General features: G+C 50.4%; 15 protein-coding genes and 1 tRNA gene. 12 read left to right on the top strand and 4 right to left on the bottom strand.

What is annotated here, in order from left to right:
• The first annotated feature begins 240 nt into the window (after positions 1-240).
• From AC2TDA_RS04050 to AC2TDA_RS04035, 4 genes are read left to right on the top strand one after another with little or no spacing between them, the layout of a single operon-like run.
• The gene (locus AC2TDA_RS04050; protein ID WP_480846843.1) at positions 241-1,692 is read left to right on the top strand and encodes a tyrosine-type recombinase/integrase; all 1,452 of its coding nucleotides are present in this window, start codon (positions 241-243) and stop codon (positions 1,690-1,692) included.
• The gene (locus AC2TDA_RS04045) at positions 1,689-3,266 is read left to right on the top strand and encodes a hypothetical protein (RefSeq protein ID WP_480846842.1); all 1,578 of its coding nucleotides are present in this window, start codon (positions 1,689-1,691) and stop codon (positions 3,264-3,266) included. The genes AC2TDA_RS04050 and AC2TDA_RS04045 overlap by 4 nt, the downstream gene beginning before the upstream one ends.
• Entirely contained in the window at positions 3,263-5,353 is a 2,091-nt protein-coding gene (locus AC2TDA_RS04040) for a hypothetical protein (RefSeq protein WP_480846841.1), read from the top strand. The genes AC2TDA_RS04045 and AC2TDA_RS04040 overlap by 4 nt, the downstream gene beginning before the upstream one ends.
• Positions 5,350-5,751, top strand: coding sequence for a hypothetical protein (locus AC2TDA_RS04035; RefSeq protein ID WP_480878876.1), 402 nt, complete (start codon positions 5,350-5,352; stop codon positions 5,749-5,751). Before AC2TDA_RS04040 ends, AC2TDA_RS04035 begins: the two co-directional genes overlap by 4 nt.
• 418 nt (positions 5,752-6,169) lie before the next feature.
• Here the strand turns inward: AC2TDA_RS04035 and AC2TDA_RS04030 are convergent, their stop codons facing one another.
• The 4 genes from AC2TDA_RS04030 to AC2TDA_RS04015 form a co-directional block, all read right to left on the bottom strand.
• Complete coding sequence (locus tag AC2TDA_RS04030) at positions 6,170-7,273, bottom strand: RES family NAD+ phosphorylase (protein WP_480846838.1); 1,104 nt, start codon at positions 7,271-7,273, stop codon at positions 6,170-6,172.
• 256 nt (positions 7,274-7,529) lie between these two features.
• A complete protein-coding gene (locus AC2TDA_RS04025) occupies positions 7,530-9,464 on the bottom strand; it encodes a DUF3732 domain-containing protein (protein ID WP_480878875.1) in 1,935 nt (644 codons plus the stop codon).
• Entirely contained in the window at positions 9,461-9,964 is a 504-nt protein-coding gene (locus AC2TDA_RS04020) for a three component ABC system middle component (protein WP_480846837.1), read from the bottom strand. Before AC2TDA_RS04020 ends, AC2TDA_RS04025 begins: the two co-directional genes overlap by 4 nt.
• Complete coding sequence (locus tag AC2TDA_RS04015; protein WP_480846835.1) at positions 9,957-11,147, bottom strand: ABC-three component system protein; 1,191 nt, start codon at positions 11,145-11,147, stop codon at positions 9,957-9,959. The genes AC2TDA_RS04020 and AC2TDA_RS04015 overlap by 8 nt, the downstream gene beginning before the upstream one ends.
• Before the next feature lie 280 nt (positions 11,148-11,427).
• Between AC2TDA_RS04015 and AC2TDA_RS04010 the strand changes: the two genes are divergently transcribed.
• The 8 genes from AC2TDA_RS04010 to AC2TDA_RS03975 all read left to right on the top strand — a co-directional run bounded on the left by AC2TDA_RS04010 (position 11,428) and on the right by AC2TDA_RS03975 (position 17,877).
• On the top strand, positions 11,428-11,658 hold the full coding sequence (locus tag AC2TDA_RS04010; protein WP_480846834.1) for a DUF1192 family protein: 231 nt from the start codon (positions 11,428-11,430) through the stop codon (positions 11,656-11,658).
• Positions 11,659-11,867: 209 nt separating this feature from the next.
• Positions 11,868-12,383 (top strand): hypothetical protein, encoded by a 516-nt coding sequence (locus AC2TDA_RS04005; RefSeq protein ID WP_480846833.1) that lies wholly within the window; start codon positions 11,868-11,870, stop codon positions 12,381-12,383.
• A gap of 380 nt (positions 12,384-12,763) precedes the next feature.
• Positions 12,764-12,857: transfer RNA gene (locus AC2TDA_RS04000), tRNA-Ile, on the top strand.
• Between the two features lie 17 nt (positions 12,858-12,874).
• Positions 12,875-13,297: a hypothetical protein gene (locus AC2TDA_RS03995; RefSeq protein ID WP_170795806.1), complete on the top strand. Its 423-nt coding sequence runs from the start codon at positions 12,875-12,877 to the stop codon at positions 13,295-13,297.
• The gene (locus AC2TDA_RS03990) at positions 13,290-13,787 is read left to right on the top strand and encodes a hypothetical protein (RefSeq protein WP_480846831.1); all 498 of its coding nucleotides are present in this window, start codon (positions 13,290-13,292) and stop codon (positions 13,785-13,787) included. Before AC2TDA_RS03995 ends, AC2TDA_RS03990 begins: the two co-directional genes overlap by 8 nt.
• Before the next feature lie 4 nt (positions 13,788-13,791).
• Positions 13,792-15,081 (top strand): AAA family ATPase, encoded by a 1,290-nt coding sequence (locus tag AC2TDA_RS03985; protein WP_480846829.1) that lies wholly within the window; start codon positions 13,792-13,794, stop codon positions 15,079-15,081.
• Positions 15,082-15,135: 54 nt separating this feature from the next.
• Entirely contained in the window at positions 15,136-15,429 is a 294-nt protein-coding gene (locus AC2TDA_RS03980; protein WP_480846828.1) for a hypothetical protein, read from the top strand.
• A 690-nt stretch (positions 15,430-16,119) separates the two neighbouring features.
• On the top strand, positions 16,120-17,877 hold the full coding sequence (locus tag AC2TDA_RS03975; protein WP_480846827.1) for an adenylate/guanylate cyclase domain-containing protein: 1,758 nt from the start codon (positions 16,120-16,122) through the stop codon (positions 17,875-17,877).
• Positions 17,878-18,153 lie beyond the last annotated feature (276 nt).

Raw genomic sequence — 18,153 nt, 5'->3', positions numbered from 1 at the left:
GGGAAAAAAATCTTAGGGCTCTCAGTGGCAAGAATAGCCAATCGTAGGGCGCCATTGCCTCTCTATTCTTCTTCTATCTTTAAAAACCAAGAACAGTCCCTCATCTATCCATTAAGGAGCAAGAATAGTTTAAGTATCTGTTCTTGCTAAATATTTTAAGCCGCAACAAGCACCAGAAAGTTGAAAATTGGCCTCCATTCGAGTATCGTTTGGAGACCATCCACTGCCTCGGAGAAACCCTTGAAGCCCATTTCAACACTAGGCCGACAACCTGTGAAACAAAGTCAAACTCGAGCTGGCGAAACCCGATTTTCGATTTACCGTGAAGATGGCGGCATCGCTCTGTGGCCTTGGGCTTGGGTTGTCAGCGAGACACGTCAGCGGAACTACACCCCTGACACTATTTCCACTCGACTGTCTCACATCACCATTCTCGAACTTTGGGCAATTCACCGAGGTATCGACCTTTACACCATCATGCTAGATGGAGAATGCCTGAACTTAGAGCAAGTCGCGGACTTAAACTACTTCCTGAATTTTCAAATCCAGGATTTGCGTAAGCTGGCGTGGGTTTTGCCCATGAATGAGCAGAAGTTTCTTACCAGGTGTCTGGAAGAGCGAAGCGTTCAAGCTGGCACAATAATCCAACGGCAGATTGGTATTGAAGAATACCTCCAGTGGCTCGGCGAATACGGCAATCGCTTGCTTCGAAAAAAGCCAAGTCCAGGATCCGGACGGAAACTGTGCCGTCGCAAACAACTCTTGGAACCAGCGATCAAGCTAAGTGACGGCGGCTACCACACAGCGCCGGGGAGTTATGCGCATTACTTTCGAAAGATTCGCAAAGGTATGCCACAAAGCCGGATCAAGGCATACGATCATGAGGAAGCTGCTGACCGCTTTTACCTATGGTTAGCGATATGCAATCCGTATGATGTTTGGCCTAAGAACCGAATTCGAGCACTACGAAACTACCTAATTTTATTGATGTTTGCCGAACTTGGTTTGCGCGCTGGCGAGTTGGGTCAAATGAAGACCGAAGATTATAAGAGCGAAGATGATTTGATCGAGGTCGTTCGCCGCCACAACGACCCAGAAGACCCTAGGAAACGTCAGCCAAACGCAAAGACCTTCGACCGAAAAATCAGTTTGACAGCGTCGCCGTTGCTGATCGAGACCCTCGATGAATGGATGGATGCGAGGGACGACATCGATTTTCAAAGCGGCCGAAACTCAAATTCCTTCATGTTTGTCAACTTGGCTCGTGATCCCGCTGAGTATGGCAAGCCCATGTCCAAGACCGCAATTGACGATGTGTTCAGAGACGCCTCCAGAGCAGCTGGAGTTCGAAAACTGACGCCGCACCCTATGCGACACAAGAAGGCTCGAGAAATGGCCAAGCTTCTAAACGAACGTGGAACCAGCGGCGAAGAAGCTCGAAAGGTCTTCACCTATCACTTTGGGTGGTCGGAAACATCTCACATGATCTCTCGCTATCTCGGAGGAGAGTCCCACATTGGCGCAGCGAAAAGCATCCGAACGATCTGGGCGGAACAGGAAGCTCGAGCCGCCGCCAAAGATACGGAATTCCTCAACATAATTTGCTCAGAAACAAGTGAGTACATTAGCCTGCTCGATCACCGCGAAAAGTTGGCCGAAGAAGCCGCGACAAAGAAGAAAGATAAGAAATGAACAAGCACAAACCGTGCTCTCACGGCATTCCAGCACTGCGCCCAACCAATATCCGCCGAGCTGCCAATGGTGAAACTTTCGATATCACTTCTGATTATTGGGAAGTGAGCGCAACTGGTAGCGTTGCTACCTTCAATTTTGAATGGTGTACTGAGGTATTGTCGCCATTGATGAAAAACGCGCTCAAGGAAGTGGTGGCTTATCGGCTCGAAACCAACCTTGCTTCTTCGATTCTTGCAGAGTTGACAGCCTTCAAGCGACCCTGTGTCTGGCTCAGGCGCGAAAACAACGACCTGGTCGGTCGGATCAACCGTAAAGATATTGCCGCTTACCGATTGGGTGATCCGAGTGGCAGTGATTATAGCATGCGAAACATTGTTTCTTCATGGCAAGAAATTGGATTTCCGGGGATTACCCCGGATGCGGCTGAACTAATCGACGGCTTCCGAAAAAAAGAAAACGAAAAAGTTCATATTCTGACCCTAGATCCAGAGTCGGGTCCCTACTTGGATGGCGAAATCGCGATGGTGGATCGCGAACTCCATGAAGCTTACGAAAGCGGCGCCATCAATGATGCTCAATATGTGCTAGTTCAAACGTTCCGCCTCTATGGCCAACGAGCCTCAATGAATGCCAACCTGAAACTTCGGGACATAAGAACTCCGAAACACCACGGTGTGGAGACCTCTATCCGGTTCGAAATCCTAAAGCAGAAGCGAACCCAAGCCGTAAGGTACGGCCCTAAGCGACCTGCGCCAATGCTGTTTACCCACGCCTTAGAAGCTTACCTGGATCGATTAACCGGTGGCATTCCTGCTACTGAGTGGAATCAAGAGAAACCATTATTTCCCGCGAGGACTGATGAGTTTGTTACTGATTGTCGCTCAGTTAATAAGAAAAGAGCACGACGCTCAAAAGGTCAAACAAAGGCGGGCTACGAAGGTCACATGACTGCGAACCTAGCCTCCGAACGTTTTAAAGCCATTCTTGGAAGATTAAACATCATAAGCCCTCGAACTGGTGAACCAATGGTGTTTAACCAAATGAGAGAACGGCACACTATCGCGACAATCATGGCGTTGCGAGGATGTACGGCGGAAGAAATCGCGGCATGGATGCATCATACCAGCCCCGGCAGCTGCGAAGCCTACATCGAACTAGCCTCTCGACATCATCAGCTCATGAGTAGTCTGCTGGACGGTAAGATGGTACATGTCGCAGGCAGGTTCTTGGGTCAAGTGACCGAAGCGCAACCCGACGACCTCGAATTCGGAGCAATTATTACAGCAACCGAGGCTGACGGTGCTCCTGATCTGGGTGCATGCGATTCTGGAGGTTGCAGCGCGCTGGAAAGTCTCGCAGCGCCATATGCATGCTTCCTCTGCCGCCATTTCAATCTCTCAATTGACTCCGAGCTTGACCCGTTACTGCGCCTTCTGGCTGGTAGAAAGGCAGAAGCCAAAATTCATGGCGATGACGAATATTCTCGAGAACTTAATCGGCACGTTGCTGCGGTGTTAGCGGCTAAAAAAATGCAGCATCAGGCGCGCAAAGAACACGAGAGCACCAAATGACTTTGCATTTCAGGTCGAAACAGCAAATCTCAGTTGAAGAATACATCGCAAAGGCTAAGAAACTGTCGATCTTTGACCCCCGTGTCGAGGGACATGTTGTTTGGGACAGTGCCACTTGGGACATCACTGCATTTGTAAAGCGGACAAGGAATTCCAGGAGAGAAACGGTTGGTTTCCATCATGCGGATCGACAGCGGTCCCGCGCGAATGATCCCGAGTTCGCGATGAACGTGCCGTTTGGTGACTTCGCAAAGGCATACTTCGCCTTTCAACTCAAAGAAAACGCTACAAAAACAGGAAAATTAAGAAAATCCAATGTCTTTAGGCACAAGGTGAAGTTCTGCCGCATTTTAGACCGCGTTCTAGAAAGTCGAGGACATCCCGGCCGTGCAGACCTTATAGCAAAGTCAGACCTGAACAAAGTCGTCAAGTTAGCCAGTAAATCCCATAAGCGTAAGGCTGCCGAGACCATGCGATCTATTGCGCGAGTGTTGGAGGGAGCGGGCATCGCGCATGATTTGAAGAGCTGGTGGCACCCAGAACTCCAGGACAAACGCTTTCGGAGCAGAGTGAATGAGGACTCTCTCCGGAAAAACCTGACCGAAGAGGAAGTGTCATGCTTGGGAGAAGCCTTTTACCGGGCAAAAACGCCACGAGATCAGGTCGCTATGGGCATTGTCGCACTTTTGATGTGTGCCCCCTCTCGAAAGGAGGAAGTCTTCATTCTACCAGCCAAGGTTCAGGCTTTGCATAACCCGGGCGAAGGTTACGTCAACCCAGATGTGCCCTTCAACGAAGACTGTCGTTTCAAGGCTGGCCTCAGGTGGTGGCCAGTAAAGGGCGGCAAGCCTATGATTAAATTTGTTCCGAAAGAAATGGTTCCGGTTGCTCAGTTGGCACTCGAAAGGATCTGTGAACATACTGAGAGAGCGCGCAAGTTAGCAAAATGGATGACGGAGAACCCTGGCAGAGTCTTTGTCCCTACGAATCTTCAGCATGTTCGGGCAACAGGCGAAATCACACGTTCAGAGCTGGAAGAATTTCTTGGTGTCGGTGGAAATTTTTGGCTTCAGTCCAGGCGCATCCTAGCTGCCAAGTACAGGGCCCGCGAAAACGGAAAACCCATAGCTGTGTACGACTTTGTTCAAATCGAAGAGAAGTGCTTGGCGGAAGCACCCCACGGCTTGCCTGTGCTCAGCGAGTTGTCTTCGGTAGCATACTCCGAGGCGCTGTGCGTCTGCTTAAAAAACCAATTTGCTCACAATACTGAGGCACGGCCTTACATGATAGAAGCATTAAGTAGTGGTGTGGTCGAACTCGTCTTGTCAGGCAGGCCAGAAAGTCTTCACAAAAGTGGCCACACTAACCCTGCGGTTCCCTCCATCTTCGAGCGTTTCGATATTCGGTTAAAGAACGGTAAGTACCCCAAAATCACTACACACCAAATGCGCCATTACCTAAACACGATGGCTCAACGCGCCAACGTTCCCCAATCACACATAGCCTACTGGAGTGGTCGTGCGAACGTCATGCAAAACCGGAACTACGACCACACAGACAAACTGTATCAAGTCGAGCAAATAAAGCGCAGTGGCGAGGATGAGAACTTACCGGCAGTCAGGGTTGTGGACGACTCGGATGTCGAAAATGCGGCCTACGAAACTGCAAACCTGAAGATGTATCTTCTTTCGACGTCATTCGGATATTGCAATCGTCGCTTCAACCAAGAGCCGTGCGACCGAGCTGGTGCCTGTAGAACATGCACTAGGCTGGTATGCCTAGGCGGTTCCAAAAGAGCCGCTGATCAGCTCCTTAGAGATGCGGAAAGAGATCAGAAATCTCTTGAAACCCTGCGGGCTCGCCAGGCTAAAGGAATGCGGGTCAATGAAACAACCATAGAGGCTATCGAACATAGTCACGCTCGTAGCCAAGCACTCGCTGAGGCCATTATGGATCCAGCTAACGAAGGGACTCTGATCCGCAATACCGACCTCGGCCCATTGATCGAGTTCAGCCACGCTGAACGGATCATCGAAAAAAAGCTGGCAGAGCTTGAAACCTCTCGAACCACGGGGAACTTGACGTGAAGCTTACGCCCGAAAAAGTGGATAAAATTTTGGTACTGATTAGTCAAATGAGGGGCGAAATCACCCGATCCAAAATACATGTCAAAGTTGAATCCAAGGTTGTCAAAATCTCATCTAAGCAGCTGTTCAAACACCCTCTCATCCATGCGGCCTATCTAGACAAAGCGGCAACCTTCTCGCGCAAAAGAGAGACAGATAAGGGTAAGAAGGCCCGAAAGGCACCAAAAAACGCCGCCGCATTAATGGAAGAACAGCAGAAAAAGATCGCTCAACTCGAAGTGAAATTGGACGTGATCTTGTCAAACGCCGTGGCGCAAGGGATTGATCCTCGCTTGATGAAGCAACCGCTTAACGTCTCCAGACTTGGGAATACCTACCCAGAGAGGCGCAAAAAATGAGTCGCAGAAAGAAGACGGAGGCCATTACCACGCTTGAGGTAGTGATCAGATAAACAAAAAAACAATTACTTGTCGCCAAACTCGGATCGTGCCTTGAGGCCATAACTGATTTTGGAACAGGCGAAACTGAACTGGAAAACTCTGTATCGCAAAGAAGAAGTCCGCCCTTTCCTCGCAAAGTACGCAAAGGAAATCCGCCAGACAGCCGCGTCGATTGACGCCCTTGCTCGACGCCTTCGGGAACCCAATGAGGCATTCAATGGCGGGTGGCGCTAGACGCTAACCAATCGAAGAACCCACTTGGGACCTCAGCGTTTTTCAGGGCGTATTGTTAACGCTTATAGGTTTTTGCACAACTCGCTTACCGAGGTTGGTTCTTGCGTTGGATGAGAGCTTAGTGTCTCAACTCCCTCGACATTCAAAATTCTTCATCTTCATGCGCTCCCGTGTAAACGCTGGAGGTGCTGACCTCCACACCCTCGATGATCTGGGATGTTAGGCTATCCTCGACTACCTCAAGTGTATGAGGTCGCCGGTTTTTACGGTGGGCACGTCCAGTCGTGGGTGACTGACTGGCTTTGACTTTGGTAGCATCACCGAAAAGGACGATATTTTTTCCTTCACTGTATTGCGCTGATCGAAAGATAATACCCTCTACCGTTCTCTCTTGGTCGTTATGTTTGAAACGATGCAGGTGAACCAAGTATTCAGCTACCACCTGCGTAGGAATGTAGTCCAAGTGCTCATCGCCCGGCAGACATGGTTGGGAAATTTCATTCATGAATTCAGCCATGAAACCCCACAGGCTCAGGCGCTTGTTGTGAGTCTTCGCAAAAATGTTCAGAGCTTTCGGAGGGCGTTCGAATTTTGTTGTATCCAAGACAACCACTGGCCTCACAAAATCAAACTGTGCTGCCATAATCGTCTCTCCGACCGCCGGCCGCAACTCCGCTAATGCGGTCTTCAGGTCGAAAGCTCCATAGAAAGAAGGTATCCCGGATGGGTTCATCCTTCCGGGCATTCGTAGGCTGGGTGGTGGAGGCCCGAGTTCTTGAGCGATGTTGGAAGAGATCGTTTCCTGTGATCGCAGAGAGTTAGCACGTCTTGCTCGAAAGATCGTCAACTTCCCGGGCTCGAGAGTACGGATAGCGGGCTCGTTTCGGTCATCTCGGAGGAGTTGCAAGCCATCGAATATTTCCGACAATGTCCGTCGAGCACTGTCATTGAAGAAACGCTGTTTGCCGACTATTTGCCGTCGGAAGTCTTCCCACATTTGCGACCGATGTTCGTCAAAGACTTCTGTAATGCGTTCATAACCATTTTCTTCTGAGAAGAACGGTTCGTCGCCATCACTCGGCCACCAAGACTCATTTTCGATTATTGCGTTCTGCAATGCGGTAGCTACGTCGTCATGGTCGGCGCCTGTCAGTTCATAAATCAAGTCGATTAAGGTGCTTCCAGTCGGCTCCCCAAAGTAGTTGACTCCCGAAACATAATAGTTGTTCGTTATGACCTCATCCATAATCCGCGCGACCTCTTCTATCGGGACTCCTTTCTTACTAGGATGTTGCTCACATTGACCTTCGTCAAAACGCGGCCGGATTTCTTTTATGCGGTTTTGTAGACTGGAGTTTTCAAAGCAGTCCGGGCATATCAACATGGTTGTCTTTCTAAAATCTGCTAATACAAAAGCAACAATTTTCCCTCGAACTTATTCACTCGAGTTAGGATTCTGTCTTCATTGAAATTGTCTTAGTCGCAGGTCTATTTCCGTCTTCTTATGCGCTTGGCCAATGTGATGGAATCAGAGCGTTGTCGCCACGCCATTCTTCGATGATTGCGCTTTCAAACCACTCATGTCGTAGGTGTGCATGGTCTAAAACGATGAGTTGAAATGGTGCGCTTATCTCTTGGCAAGCTTCATGCATCAATTCAAACAGCGATTGAACTGCGCGCCTATCGGCATCGATCCTGATCTCGTCCAGTGAGCCTTGGCGCGCATCAGGCGGATAATAAGCTTGGGTTGGCTGATCTAACACCAAAAAAGCTGGGACAGGTCTGTCACGTTTTCTAAACCACCAATGCAGTGCAAGGTGTGCCAACACATGATAGCCGACCCAGTTTTCACCACTTCCCATTCTGTTCAGCGGGATAGGACCATCTTCGGTGTTTGCAACAACCGTCAATTTCTTCGCATCCAGCCTCAGAGAGCTACCCTGATACTCTAGGCTTAACTTCTGGGAGTATTCGGTCATCTTCTGGCCAACAAAGTCCAAGAAAGTCGTAATCTTAGATTCCGTTTCTTCGGACTTGAGCTTCGACAGAACTGTTTCGATAAGCTCCTTTACACGATCAAGCTCTGCTTCATCGAAACCATCATCCTCTTCGGGTGAAACAGTTTCGATGAAATTCGTCAGACGTCCAACGTACCGAGCCCTATCAACGAGTTGTTCTTGCGCTGCTCGTGCCTGTTCATCGGAAGATATAGCAGCTCTCAACTCTTTTGAGACCTCTCTTAGATCGATGGTAAGTGCCTGAATCTTCTCTTCCAAAGAAGAAATGTGTGACAGCAAATGAGGGCTTTCTTTATGTACGGACGATAGTTGGTTATCAACGTTTGCGAGAGCAGCATTTACTTCTGAAAGATCAGGAGTTGGGTTTTCCTGAGGTGAGGCACACAAAGGGCATATCGCTCTGTCACCAAGCTGCTCTTTATAAATTCCAATACTGCTCAGCCTAGACTTCTGCTCCGAAACTTCTCTTCCGTAGTCGGTTTGAGCGGACAAAAACGCCTCGGTGGCCGAGCGATCCTTTGACAATTCATCAATACGATTCCAGATCGCACTCCTCTCGTCTTCCAACTGAGTTATTGTTTCACCGAAGTCTTGATAGTCAACGGTTTCTTCGACATCCGTTTTCGCAATTTGCGACAGGTAGTCAAAAACGGAATCGTCGACGGCCTGATAGTCTTGGGGAATCAAGCCAACGCGTTTCCCATCGTTGACCAAACGTGTAACGCGTGATCTGCTCACTTCTACGGCCTGTAACTGTTTGCCTTTTTGAGCCTCCAACAGTCGAGCCTGTTTTCGCAATTCATCAAGTTCAGCCAAGTAACGGAAATGCTCTTCATCCACTGCTCCCAGGAAGTAAGGAAGTGTATCTCGCAAAGCCAGAACCCGAAACGTATCATCCATCCGATTAAATAGCTGATCTTTTCTCGCGATCACTCCTTGCGGTTGGAAACACATAAATAGGGCATGAGAAATGTTCGCGCTCAAAGGGTCTCGAGTGCCAGAAATCGGACGGTGTTCGTTTTCAACGATACCGCAATATTGCGTAATGAACTTTTTTAGGCTGGTCTCAGTTGTGTTTTTCTCAATTTCTTCAATCGAAGGGCGTTCTTCAAGCTTGCCACGTTTGAAGTAAACTTTAGAACCTGTCGATGCGCCGGTTCCGGGATTATCGCGCGCGATAAAAACTTCATCCCCATCGTTTTCAAGATGAAGACCGAACCAAGAAACTTTCTTTCTGATAACGCCCTCAGCCACATTGTAACTGCCCCTTCCCAGACAGTAATCGATAATATCTATTATAGCCGACTTTCCAGTTTTCGACTTTCCTGTAATTATATTTAACCCGTTCGAATTAAAAGTTATTGGGCGCACTTCTCCTGAGTGACTGTAGACGACCATTTCACGAATTATGAAACTCAAGGCCTTACCCCCCAGCCAGAAAGAATCGATGCCTCTGATCCAGATTTAGCAAACCATTTTGCCAAAAACCGCGTCGAAATAACGGTCTCGTTGAAATCAGTCGAAGCTGATTTCAAGAACGACGGTGTGAAGTGACCTTTCTTTTGTCCTATCTTCAAGCCATGGCCTCCACTGAATTCAAGAACTTCTTGATAGATTGCGAATTTTGCACCATCTCGAAGCAAGGGCATAAGCGCACTTGTGCGTCTATGGAGATCGACCAGGACGTCCTCGTTGTCCTGAATCCATTCATAAAGCGACGTCACAGTACGACTGGGGAAACGTTTTCGTGTTTGGCGATGCAGGGACAAGGCCGGAAATAGATACACCAAAGTAATTGGACACGTCTCTTGCTTCGCCTTCGTAAATTCGCGAACGAATTCGCACATGAGAGATGATAGGTACGCAGGATTAAAGGAATATGCCTCTTCGCGCGGACGGTCCCGCCAAGCCTTATGCATTGTCTAATTCCGATGCCGCAACGACAACGCTGTTGTAATCAGGATGCCACCTGACTTTATCCCGATCTGCAAGGCCGTGATAAGAACCCGCAGTAATCCACTTTTCCACAACGTTTCGAAGTGGTGTTGATTCTTGGGTTGCCCAGAGGAATAATTTTCTGCCTAAGTGTACCTTTGCTTCTTCGCTATCAGCACCTTTCAATAGAACCTCCGCCTCGAATTTTCGTCGCCACGCGTCTTGGAGCTTCTCGTCATAGTTGGAGAGTTCATCTTCAAGAATAAGGTTTTCCCTGCTCCAGCGCGACCGCTGAGCATACGCACGATAAAAATCGGACGTTGCGTTTCGCACCATGCCATCGGTAATTTTTATGGCTCTCATCTGTCGGACAAAAACCCGAGCTTCATCGTCTTCACTATATTCCTTGATGTCCAGTTTAGATGGGTCATCTAAGGGCAAAGCATCTTCCGAGAACAACTTTCCAATCTCGTGAGCTTTGAGGATTAAGTGATGGACTGGGATACCTCGCTTGTCCTCTCCCATTAAATGGAGGCAAATCCTGTTTAGCCACCAGCCTTCAAGATACTGTGCAGCAAGTTCGGGGTTGTTTGGTGCCAAGGTAAGAAAGTGCGATGCGATATCCGAAGAAACATCGATCAGATTTGGATGCCTGTCTACGACTACCACGCGCGAAAGCAACAGCTTTGCTTCGCTTGACGTCATGTCCAAAAAGGCGCTGCGCGCTTTATCCGTCGTGGTACTTGTAGATTCTTGTGCAGCAATGGTTAGCAAACCGTAAGCGGCATCAATGTTTTGCTCCGATGCACCCTCACGTAGATTGGACATTGCTGAGCCAGTCGGGCACTCCGCTGTCGTGATCAGCATATAGGTTGTTTTGATCACTTCGAAGACACCCTTTTGGGCCCCCTCGATCCAAATAAGAAGAGTCTTCCAGACGTCTTCGCTCTTATCGCCGAGCGATTTTGGTATTACGTGGTGCTTGGCTTGAACCAAACAATCGGCGAAGTTATCGGTTTCGAATGCAATGTCATCGAATTTCTCAATGGAAATTACCGCATCTGGGTTCTTTCGGATCAGTTCCATGCCATGCAGCAAAGCAAGTCTGCACTGAAACAAGTATCCAGCCATTGGGCCGCTAGCGCTGTATTTTGTTAAATCTGTCAAACTAATCCCTCTTGGGTAGATCGTAGCACATGGCGTTATCAAGTAAAGGTTGAAGGCATTGCACAATTGTCGCACAAATTGAGTGTTTTCAAAGGGATCAAGGCCGCCAACCCCAAACTGGTGTCGTGCGATCAACCTTTAGATTGGTCGCGCCGGTCATGACGGCGCACTCATTGTCGTGCTCGGCGGCTAACCGGACTGAGTGCCGGGGTTTGTTCCCGATGCGGTAGCGACACCAAGGGGTCCATTCTGGTATCGTCGGCCGAAAAAGGTGGATACAATGACAGAAACAGGGGCTGAACATTTTGAGCACATCCAGTTCCGGATCCCAAAAGCGAAACTGGATGAGTTTAACGCCATGGTCTACGAGCGCTACGGCATGAAGCATGGCGGCAAGACCAAGATGTTCCTCGATCTGATTGCGGAACATCAGACATCGCAGAGGATCGCGCTGTTGAAAGCCGAGATAGAACGGTTGGAGCAGCAAAGGCAGGAGAAGCAAGCGCTTTAGAAAAAACCTCCCCGCCCGGCCGATAGTTCCTGTGGTCATGAGTGAAGAGAAGCAGTTGCAAATCCGGCACAAAGAAACGCGACTTTCCTGTAGTAATAGATACTACAACTTGCAGTTGACACTCCAAACGAAGACCGTTGTCCCGTCAAAGTGCTGCCGGAATCCAATCGGAGCTGACCCCTACCGGCGGAATTCCAGGAGGGCACGTAATGTCTGAAGCTGAAGCCACAATCAATGTGGTCGACTACGATAACATTCAGAAAAGCGTTGAGCTCGAATTGGGTGAGACCCTACTGGGCTGGTCGCAGATCGTGACCGAGCTCTTTGAACAGATCAAAATACGCAGTGACGAGCTTGGGATCGAATATCCAAAGGTACTCCAAATCAAGGAGAAATTTGGCGAACTCCGGATCTACTTCAGCAAGGTATCTGAGGATGAACGCATCCGCGGCTGGGTCGCAGCGGCAATCAGCCGAGCAAACCAGAGTTGCGAGAGATGCGGGAACGCAGCACGCCCGCAGAATTTAGGAAGCTGGATCATTACGTTATGCTGCTGGTGCGCGCATGAAGAAGCGGCCAAGCGGTTCAATGAGCACAAACGCCGCTATTTCCGCCGGACGGACGCACCCGAGCACCTCGTCTGTGCGGTCTGTGGTTACGTTGGACATATCGAACGCTCAGATGACAGGCGGAGGTGCCCCAGTTGCGTGAAAAAAGGCTGGTGAGATCTGGGCGGATTCCACACCGCTCACGAAACTCATCGCCTCATGTGGAGTCGGTCTCCCACTGCCTCAGAGAAGACACGGAAACTGCAAACCAGTTCGCGCCGATTAAGAAACCGGACGTTCTGGCGCTCTTGGTGAGATCAGAAACACCTGCCGATTCTCACCTTGAACGGGGAAATATACGTGCCTGAAACGGTCGAGAGGCAGTAGTTGACACAACCCATGATAGAAAGTTCCCGGAACTACGCGGTGAATCACGACGTTTTTCATACTTCGTGTTGACACGATGACCTACGCTGGTTCAGCTTCGCCCCATGACATACACACGCATCCACTGCCAACGAATATCGACCTGAGTCGATACCCCACGCGAAGCACGCGGGAGGCAGCATTGGTATGCGGGCGGGGCTTATACCCCTGTGATAGCTCCAGATTAGAGTGCACGAGTCGGTTCGATTCCGACGCCTCCTACCAACCTCTGGAGGCATTCCATGTCACAAGACCCCAAAACAAATGAAGACCTGAAAAGACGCCTGAAGCTCTACGCCAACGACGAGCTTCTATCGGAAATTAAAACACGCATCGAGACTGGTGAGCTGAAAGAAACGCTTCTGTTTCATGGTGCTACAGGTCGCATGTACTCAGACGATGGGAAAGAAGACAGACGCCGTCTTCCTCCAGACGCCATTCTGCGATTGGTATTCCCTTTTCACGAATTCGATCCTGACAGTATCAATCATCGAAACGTCGCTGAATGCCTGTTCGACTTACCGGACGAACACTTCTCTGCTCTCAAATCGACGGTGGCGGCAGAGACAGAAAAAGGCCTGCATCGTCTAGTTGCTGTGCTGGAGGAAATCGCTTCAGTTCAAGAATCCCAACCCCCTAGAACCGGGGATCCGGCGGATGAGTGAAATCTTCGATTACGATGACATCCGCGGCTCCGTTGAGAAGCACCTCGGGAAAGACAATCTGGGCTGGGTTCGGATTGTCACTGAGTGCTTTGAAGCGATCAAGAAGCACTGCGACCGGCGTGAGGAAAGCTATCCCTCGGTCGGCCAGATCAAGCAGAAATTCGGCTCGCTTCGGATCTACATGGATGGGACGCAGGAAGACACGTTCATTCAACTGCGGTTGCAGCAAGCTATGCAGGAAGCGGAGATGTCCTGTGAGCGGTGCGGAAACGCCTCTACAACTCAGGTTATCGCTACCTGGCATGTCAACCTGTGCTGTTGGCACGCGCACGAGGCGGCCAGTGAGCGGATGGAGACCTTTCCCACGGTGCGTTTGAATACGCGTGCCAAGCGAGATGCGCTTCAATGTCGTAGCTGCGGCTATATCGGCCAAATTGCCTGGGGCGCATCCGGCCACCGCTGTCCTTCCTGTGTGGCGAAAGGTTGGTAACCCGATGAGTGGAACAACCTGGGAAGAAGATGAAATCTTTGCGCTGGCTGGCTTCTGCCATGACGAGGCAGACATCCTCCGCCCTGTTTTGAGCGCAGCCAACTCCCGTGCGTCCTGGAAAATCGTGAAGCAAATGATTTTGGAAAGAGCCAGTTCTGAAGATCTTCTGAAGGTGATCAATAAACGATCTGAAGAAACCGCAAGATTTAGCGATGAGCCCGAGAACTGGCGGCAGACCGAAATTAGCCGTTTGAGGGAAATCGATCCTACTCTGACAGTCTTTGCCCAGGACGCGGTGGAACAGATGGCGAGCCTGAAGCGCTGGAAAGAGGTCATGTGCCTCATCTCCGAACGTCATGCTGCCGATATGAGCATTGAAGCTTCTCGCGCAGAGAGTGAGAAAGCCACTGCTGCACGGTATCTGCTGGACAAGGCGGACTTTGAGTACCTGCCGCGCACGCTCCGAAACGAGATGCCAGAACATATCAAGCAACTCACAACCTGGAGCAATCAATTCGCCCGGCTGGCCTCACTTAATGAGTTGAACGAGCTTCGTGCGGTCTCCCAAAGGTTCCCTCATTGCAACTTCGTCATCAAAGGGATGGCCCATGACATCGAGTGCCGATGGAGCATCGGATCTGACATTCTTCATATCCAACCCACCCTACTGGTTGGCGAGCCCGGGGTTGGCAAAACGGCTTTTGCAAAGACAGCCTGTAAAGCTCTCGGCCTTTATGTGCAGAGCGCAAATGTCGGCGGCAAATCGGAGAACCATTTGTTTGGCCTCTCTGTCGGATGGAGTTCTGCGCATGCAGGGATCGTAACGGAGGCCGTGGCAACGGCACGGGTCCTTAACCCAGTGGTCATCCTCGACGAAATCGACAAGACGCACGCGAGCCGAAACGGAGATATCACTGGCGAACTTTTGGCACTGCTCGAGCCCTCTGAGGCCAGGAGATATCGAGAGAAGTACCTGGCTGCCGACGTGGATGCCTCACATGTGAGTTGGATTCTGACGGCAAATGATCTGAGTGGCGTTCCTGCGCCTCTTCTTAGCCGCTGCACAATCTATGAGATCCCGCCGCCAACGCAGGAGCAACTGCCTGCGATCATTCAAAGCCTGGTGAATGAATTCTCGGCTGAGTTCGGGTTGAGGCCTGAGTTCTTTCGGCTGGATCTGGGCGATGTTGAAGCTTTGGTGGGCACCTATGGGCGGCACCGATCAGTGCGGGTTCTGAGACGGCTCGTGCGCGGCCTTCTGCATCAGAAAAGCAAAAATCACTCGTGGAACTAAGACGATCCCAAAAGAGCCCAAGCGTGCAGACACACCAAAATAGGAAGGACGAAAATGCTAAGAGTTGTTGTTTATGTAAACCGTACCCCAATCGCGGAAGCCCGGGCTGGAAACATGTCCGGACTTTCTGATATCTCCGACTACAAAGTCAGAGTATTCGAAGACGATGCACCGCATCTCGATATCCCGGCTAAGGATGTGAGTGGCTGGATCAAGGGGCACAGACGCCGCAGCAGCGTTTGGTATCTGGTTCGAAAAATCGCAGAGTTGGCTGTACGGGAGATTGAAGCAACGTCTGACAAAGAGCAGGATGTGTCGTCAGATGACACCCAGCAAAACGAGCAATGAAGAGTACCGGAGCCGGTCTCCCGTCCTTCTGCACCATCGCAAACTACTCGCGCTGGAAGACGAGCTTGTTTGCAGAATTAGAGCCTCTCCTGAAGAAGCGCTCGCACGCCCGAGAACTGGTTTTCTGAGGGCGATGAAGTATTATGCAAAGTTAGCCAATTGCCCGAAAGCGTCAGATACAGAGGGGAGTGGCAATGTCGGAAGAAGGTCCCAATGAGACTACCGAAGAATTCGAGAAACGCTGCGAGGTAGATGCCATCACGGTGGCCTTTCTCCTACTCAAAGCAGCTCAATTCGCCTCAGAGGATGGGTTAACGCGGAAAAGCATGAGCGCGGATGAGTGGAACAAACTCGCCCCAAAGCAGCTCTAGCTAGGGTCAGTGCCACCGTTTTCTGAAATGTGCGCTATAGGCCGCTACCAGCCCAAACCGGACCTTCACGGTGGGCTTTGCAAACCCCCAAATGCGGACTTTGCTGCCATTCGCATCTCTGCTCCGGAGTGCAGGAACCCGCACAAAGCGATCTTTGGTTTTGGATCGCTAATGTTGAATTCACGATGTAATGAACCTTGGTAGCCGATTTAAGAAACTGACAAAGACCTACGCGATGGAGCGGCAAACCTTAAGCGTTGGTACTGATGTAGACCTCGACGATCATTGCCTCTAACGTAACTTTCGCGGAGGGCTGACAGTGAAGCGGAAACTTGCGGCGATATTGGCAGCCGATGTCGTCGGCTTCTCACGCCTCATGGGGCGCAATGAAGAAAACACGATTCGGCGTCTAAACATTCTGCTTTCTGAATTGGTTCAACCCCAAATACGCGATTCCAGTGGGCGAATTGTCAAGCTGATGGGCGACGGTCTGTTGGCCGAATTCACAAGTGTGGTCGACGCGGCGGATTGCGCTGTTGCCATTCAACGGGCCATGCAGGACCGAGAACCTGACATTGCCCACGCGCAACGCATTCAATTGAGGATCGGTATTCATCTGGGAGATGTGATTTCCGAAGGTTCAGATATTTTTGGGGAAGGCGTCAACGTGGCCGCAAGATTGGAAGCAATCGCAGAACCCGGAGGCGTCTGTATTTCCGAGGATGTACACCGTCAGATCAAAGGAAAGGTCTCCGGCAGTTTCAGATATCTGGGTGAGCAAGATCTAAAAAACATCGAGCATAGGATCGGCGCCTACAGCATCGATCTCGACCCGGCGCGCCTGTCACCTGAGTTCTACGAAGTTCTAACGGGTGAGCAGTTGGAGTTGCCGGACCAACCGTCAATCGCTGTCCTGCCATTTCAAAACATGTCAGGCGACCCAGAGCAGGAATACTTCGCGGACGGAATTACCGAGGACATCATCACTGCCTTGTCGCATATCAATGGCCTCATCGTGATGGCGCGCAATTCGACCTTTGCCTACAAAGGAAGGTCGGTCGATGTAAGACAGGTCGGGCGGGAATTAGGTGTTCGTTTCGCCCTTGAAGGGAGTGTTCGAAAGGCGGGGCAGCGGGTTCGCATCACCGGGCAGCTTATTGAATGCCAAACCGGGTCGCATTTGTGGGCCGACCGGTATGACCGTCAGATTGAAGACATTTTTACCGTTCAAGATGAAATCACTCGCGAAATTTCCGTATCATTGGCGGTCAACCTTACACACGGACAAGAGCTCAGGCTTTGGGCTGATCAAGCGCCTGACTTTGAGGCGTGGGATTTGATGATGCGTGGCATCAGTGAACAATACAAATTTACAAAAGAAGGGAATCTCTCCGCGATTCAGCTCTACCGGAAAGCAGTTGAGCTTGACCCCGAGAACTCATCATTCAGAACGGGCCTCGGCTGGGCGTTGCAAGTCGGTGCCCGCCTTGGGTTTCATCAAGATCCGAAGGCGTCAACTGACGAGGCCCAGTCCATCTGCGACGCATTGTTACCGATGAAAAATGTCCCGGCTGATGTCTATGCTCTACAAGGGTATATTTTCACAAACGAATCTCGTTTTGATGAAGCCAAAGCCTTCTGCAAAGAAGCTATCGAACGGCAACCCAGCGTCTCGATTTCTCATGCCATGCTGGCAATTGCTTACAATAGTTGTGGTGAATTTGAGGAAAGCCTGAACAGCATGCGAAAGGCCATTCGGCTGTCGCCCTACAGCCCGGACTGGTATTTCAGCCATTTGGGGGATGCCTATCGCGGGTTAGGTCAGCTGGAGCAAGCAAGAACAGTTTACCGGCACTTGGAAACCCGCCTGCCTGACACCTTGTTGTGCCAAATCCGTTTGGCAGCGATCCACGCTGATCTTGATGACACCGAAAATGCTACGAAAGCAGTAGACGCAGTTCTTTCAATCGATCCTCAATTTTCAGTGCAAACCTATACTGGCCATATGGTCTACAAGACTGACGAACTGCGCAGGTTCTGGGCGGATGCTATGCTAAAGGCCGGTCTACCAGAGTAGCGCCGCAGTATTGTATTGGGTTTCAGAGATCAGAAGTTTGCTTCGGCTGCCGCGAATTTGCGCAGCGCTTTCATATGCAAACGGTAAATCGGATCGGACCCAATATCAAATAAGACAGCTATTCGCCACAAGCCGCCATACATTCGTTGCGCAGCATCAGTCACTTTGGGCTCTGTCCGGTCATTCGCCGCACTTTGTGTGATAGACTGAAACCAAGACATTGCGGACGTTGCTCCAAATTGACCAATGACCGCTTTGCCTGCGGCCGATATCGCT

This window comes from Ruegeria sp. HKCCD6426 (genome assembly GCF_057221115.1).
Note: the sequence above shows the minus strand (reverse complement) of the source record. Positions and strands in the feature narration are given on the sequence as shown.

Excerpts from the sequence above, each read along its gene's own strand:
- AC2TDA_RS04020 (WP_480846837.1), bottom strand. The coding sequence starts at position 9,964 with ATGCATAAGGCTTGGCGGGACCGTCCGCGCGAAGAGGCATATTCCTTT.
- AC2TDA_RS03980 (WP_480846828.1), top strand. The coding sequence starts at position 15,136 with ATGCTAAGAGTTGTTGTTTATGTAAACCGTACCCCAATCGCGGAAGCC.
- AC2TDA_RS03990 (WP_480846831.1), top strand. The coding sequence starts at position 13,290 with ATGAGTGAAATCTTCGATTACGATGACATCCGCGGCTCCGTTGAGAAG.
- AC2TDA_RS04010 (WP_480846834.1), top strand. The coding sequence starts at position 11,428 with ATGACAGAAACAGGGGCTGAACATTTTGAGCACATCCAGTTCCGGATC.
- AC2TDA_RS03995 (WP_170795806.1), top strand. The coding sequence starts at position 12,875 with ATGTCACAAGACCCCAAAACAAATGAAGACCTGAAAAGACGCCTGAAG.
- AC2TDA_RS04045 (WP_480846842.1), top strand. The coding sequence starts at position 1,689 with ATGAACAAGCACAAACCGTGCTCTCACGGCATTCCAGCACTGCGCCCA.
- AC2TDA_RS04040 (WP_480846841.1), top strand. The coding sequence starts at position 3,263 with ATGACTTTGCATTTCAGGTCGAAACAGCAAATCTCAGTTGAAGAATAC.
- AC2TDA_RS03985 (WP_480846829.1), top strand. The coding sequence starts at position 13,792 with ATGAGTGGAACAACCTGGGAAGAAGATGAAATCTTTGCGCTGGCTGGC.
- AC2TDA_RS04030 (WP_480846838.1), bottom strand. The coding sequence starts at position 7,273 with ATGGATGAGGTCATAACGAACAACTATTATGTTTCGGGAGTCAACTAC.
- AC2TDA_RS04005 (WP_480846833.1), top strand. The coding sequence starts at position 11,868 with ATGTCTGAAGCTGAAGCCACAATCAATGTGGTCGACTACGATAACATT.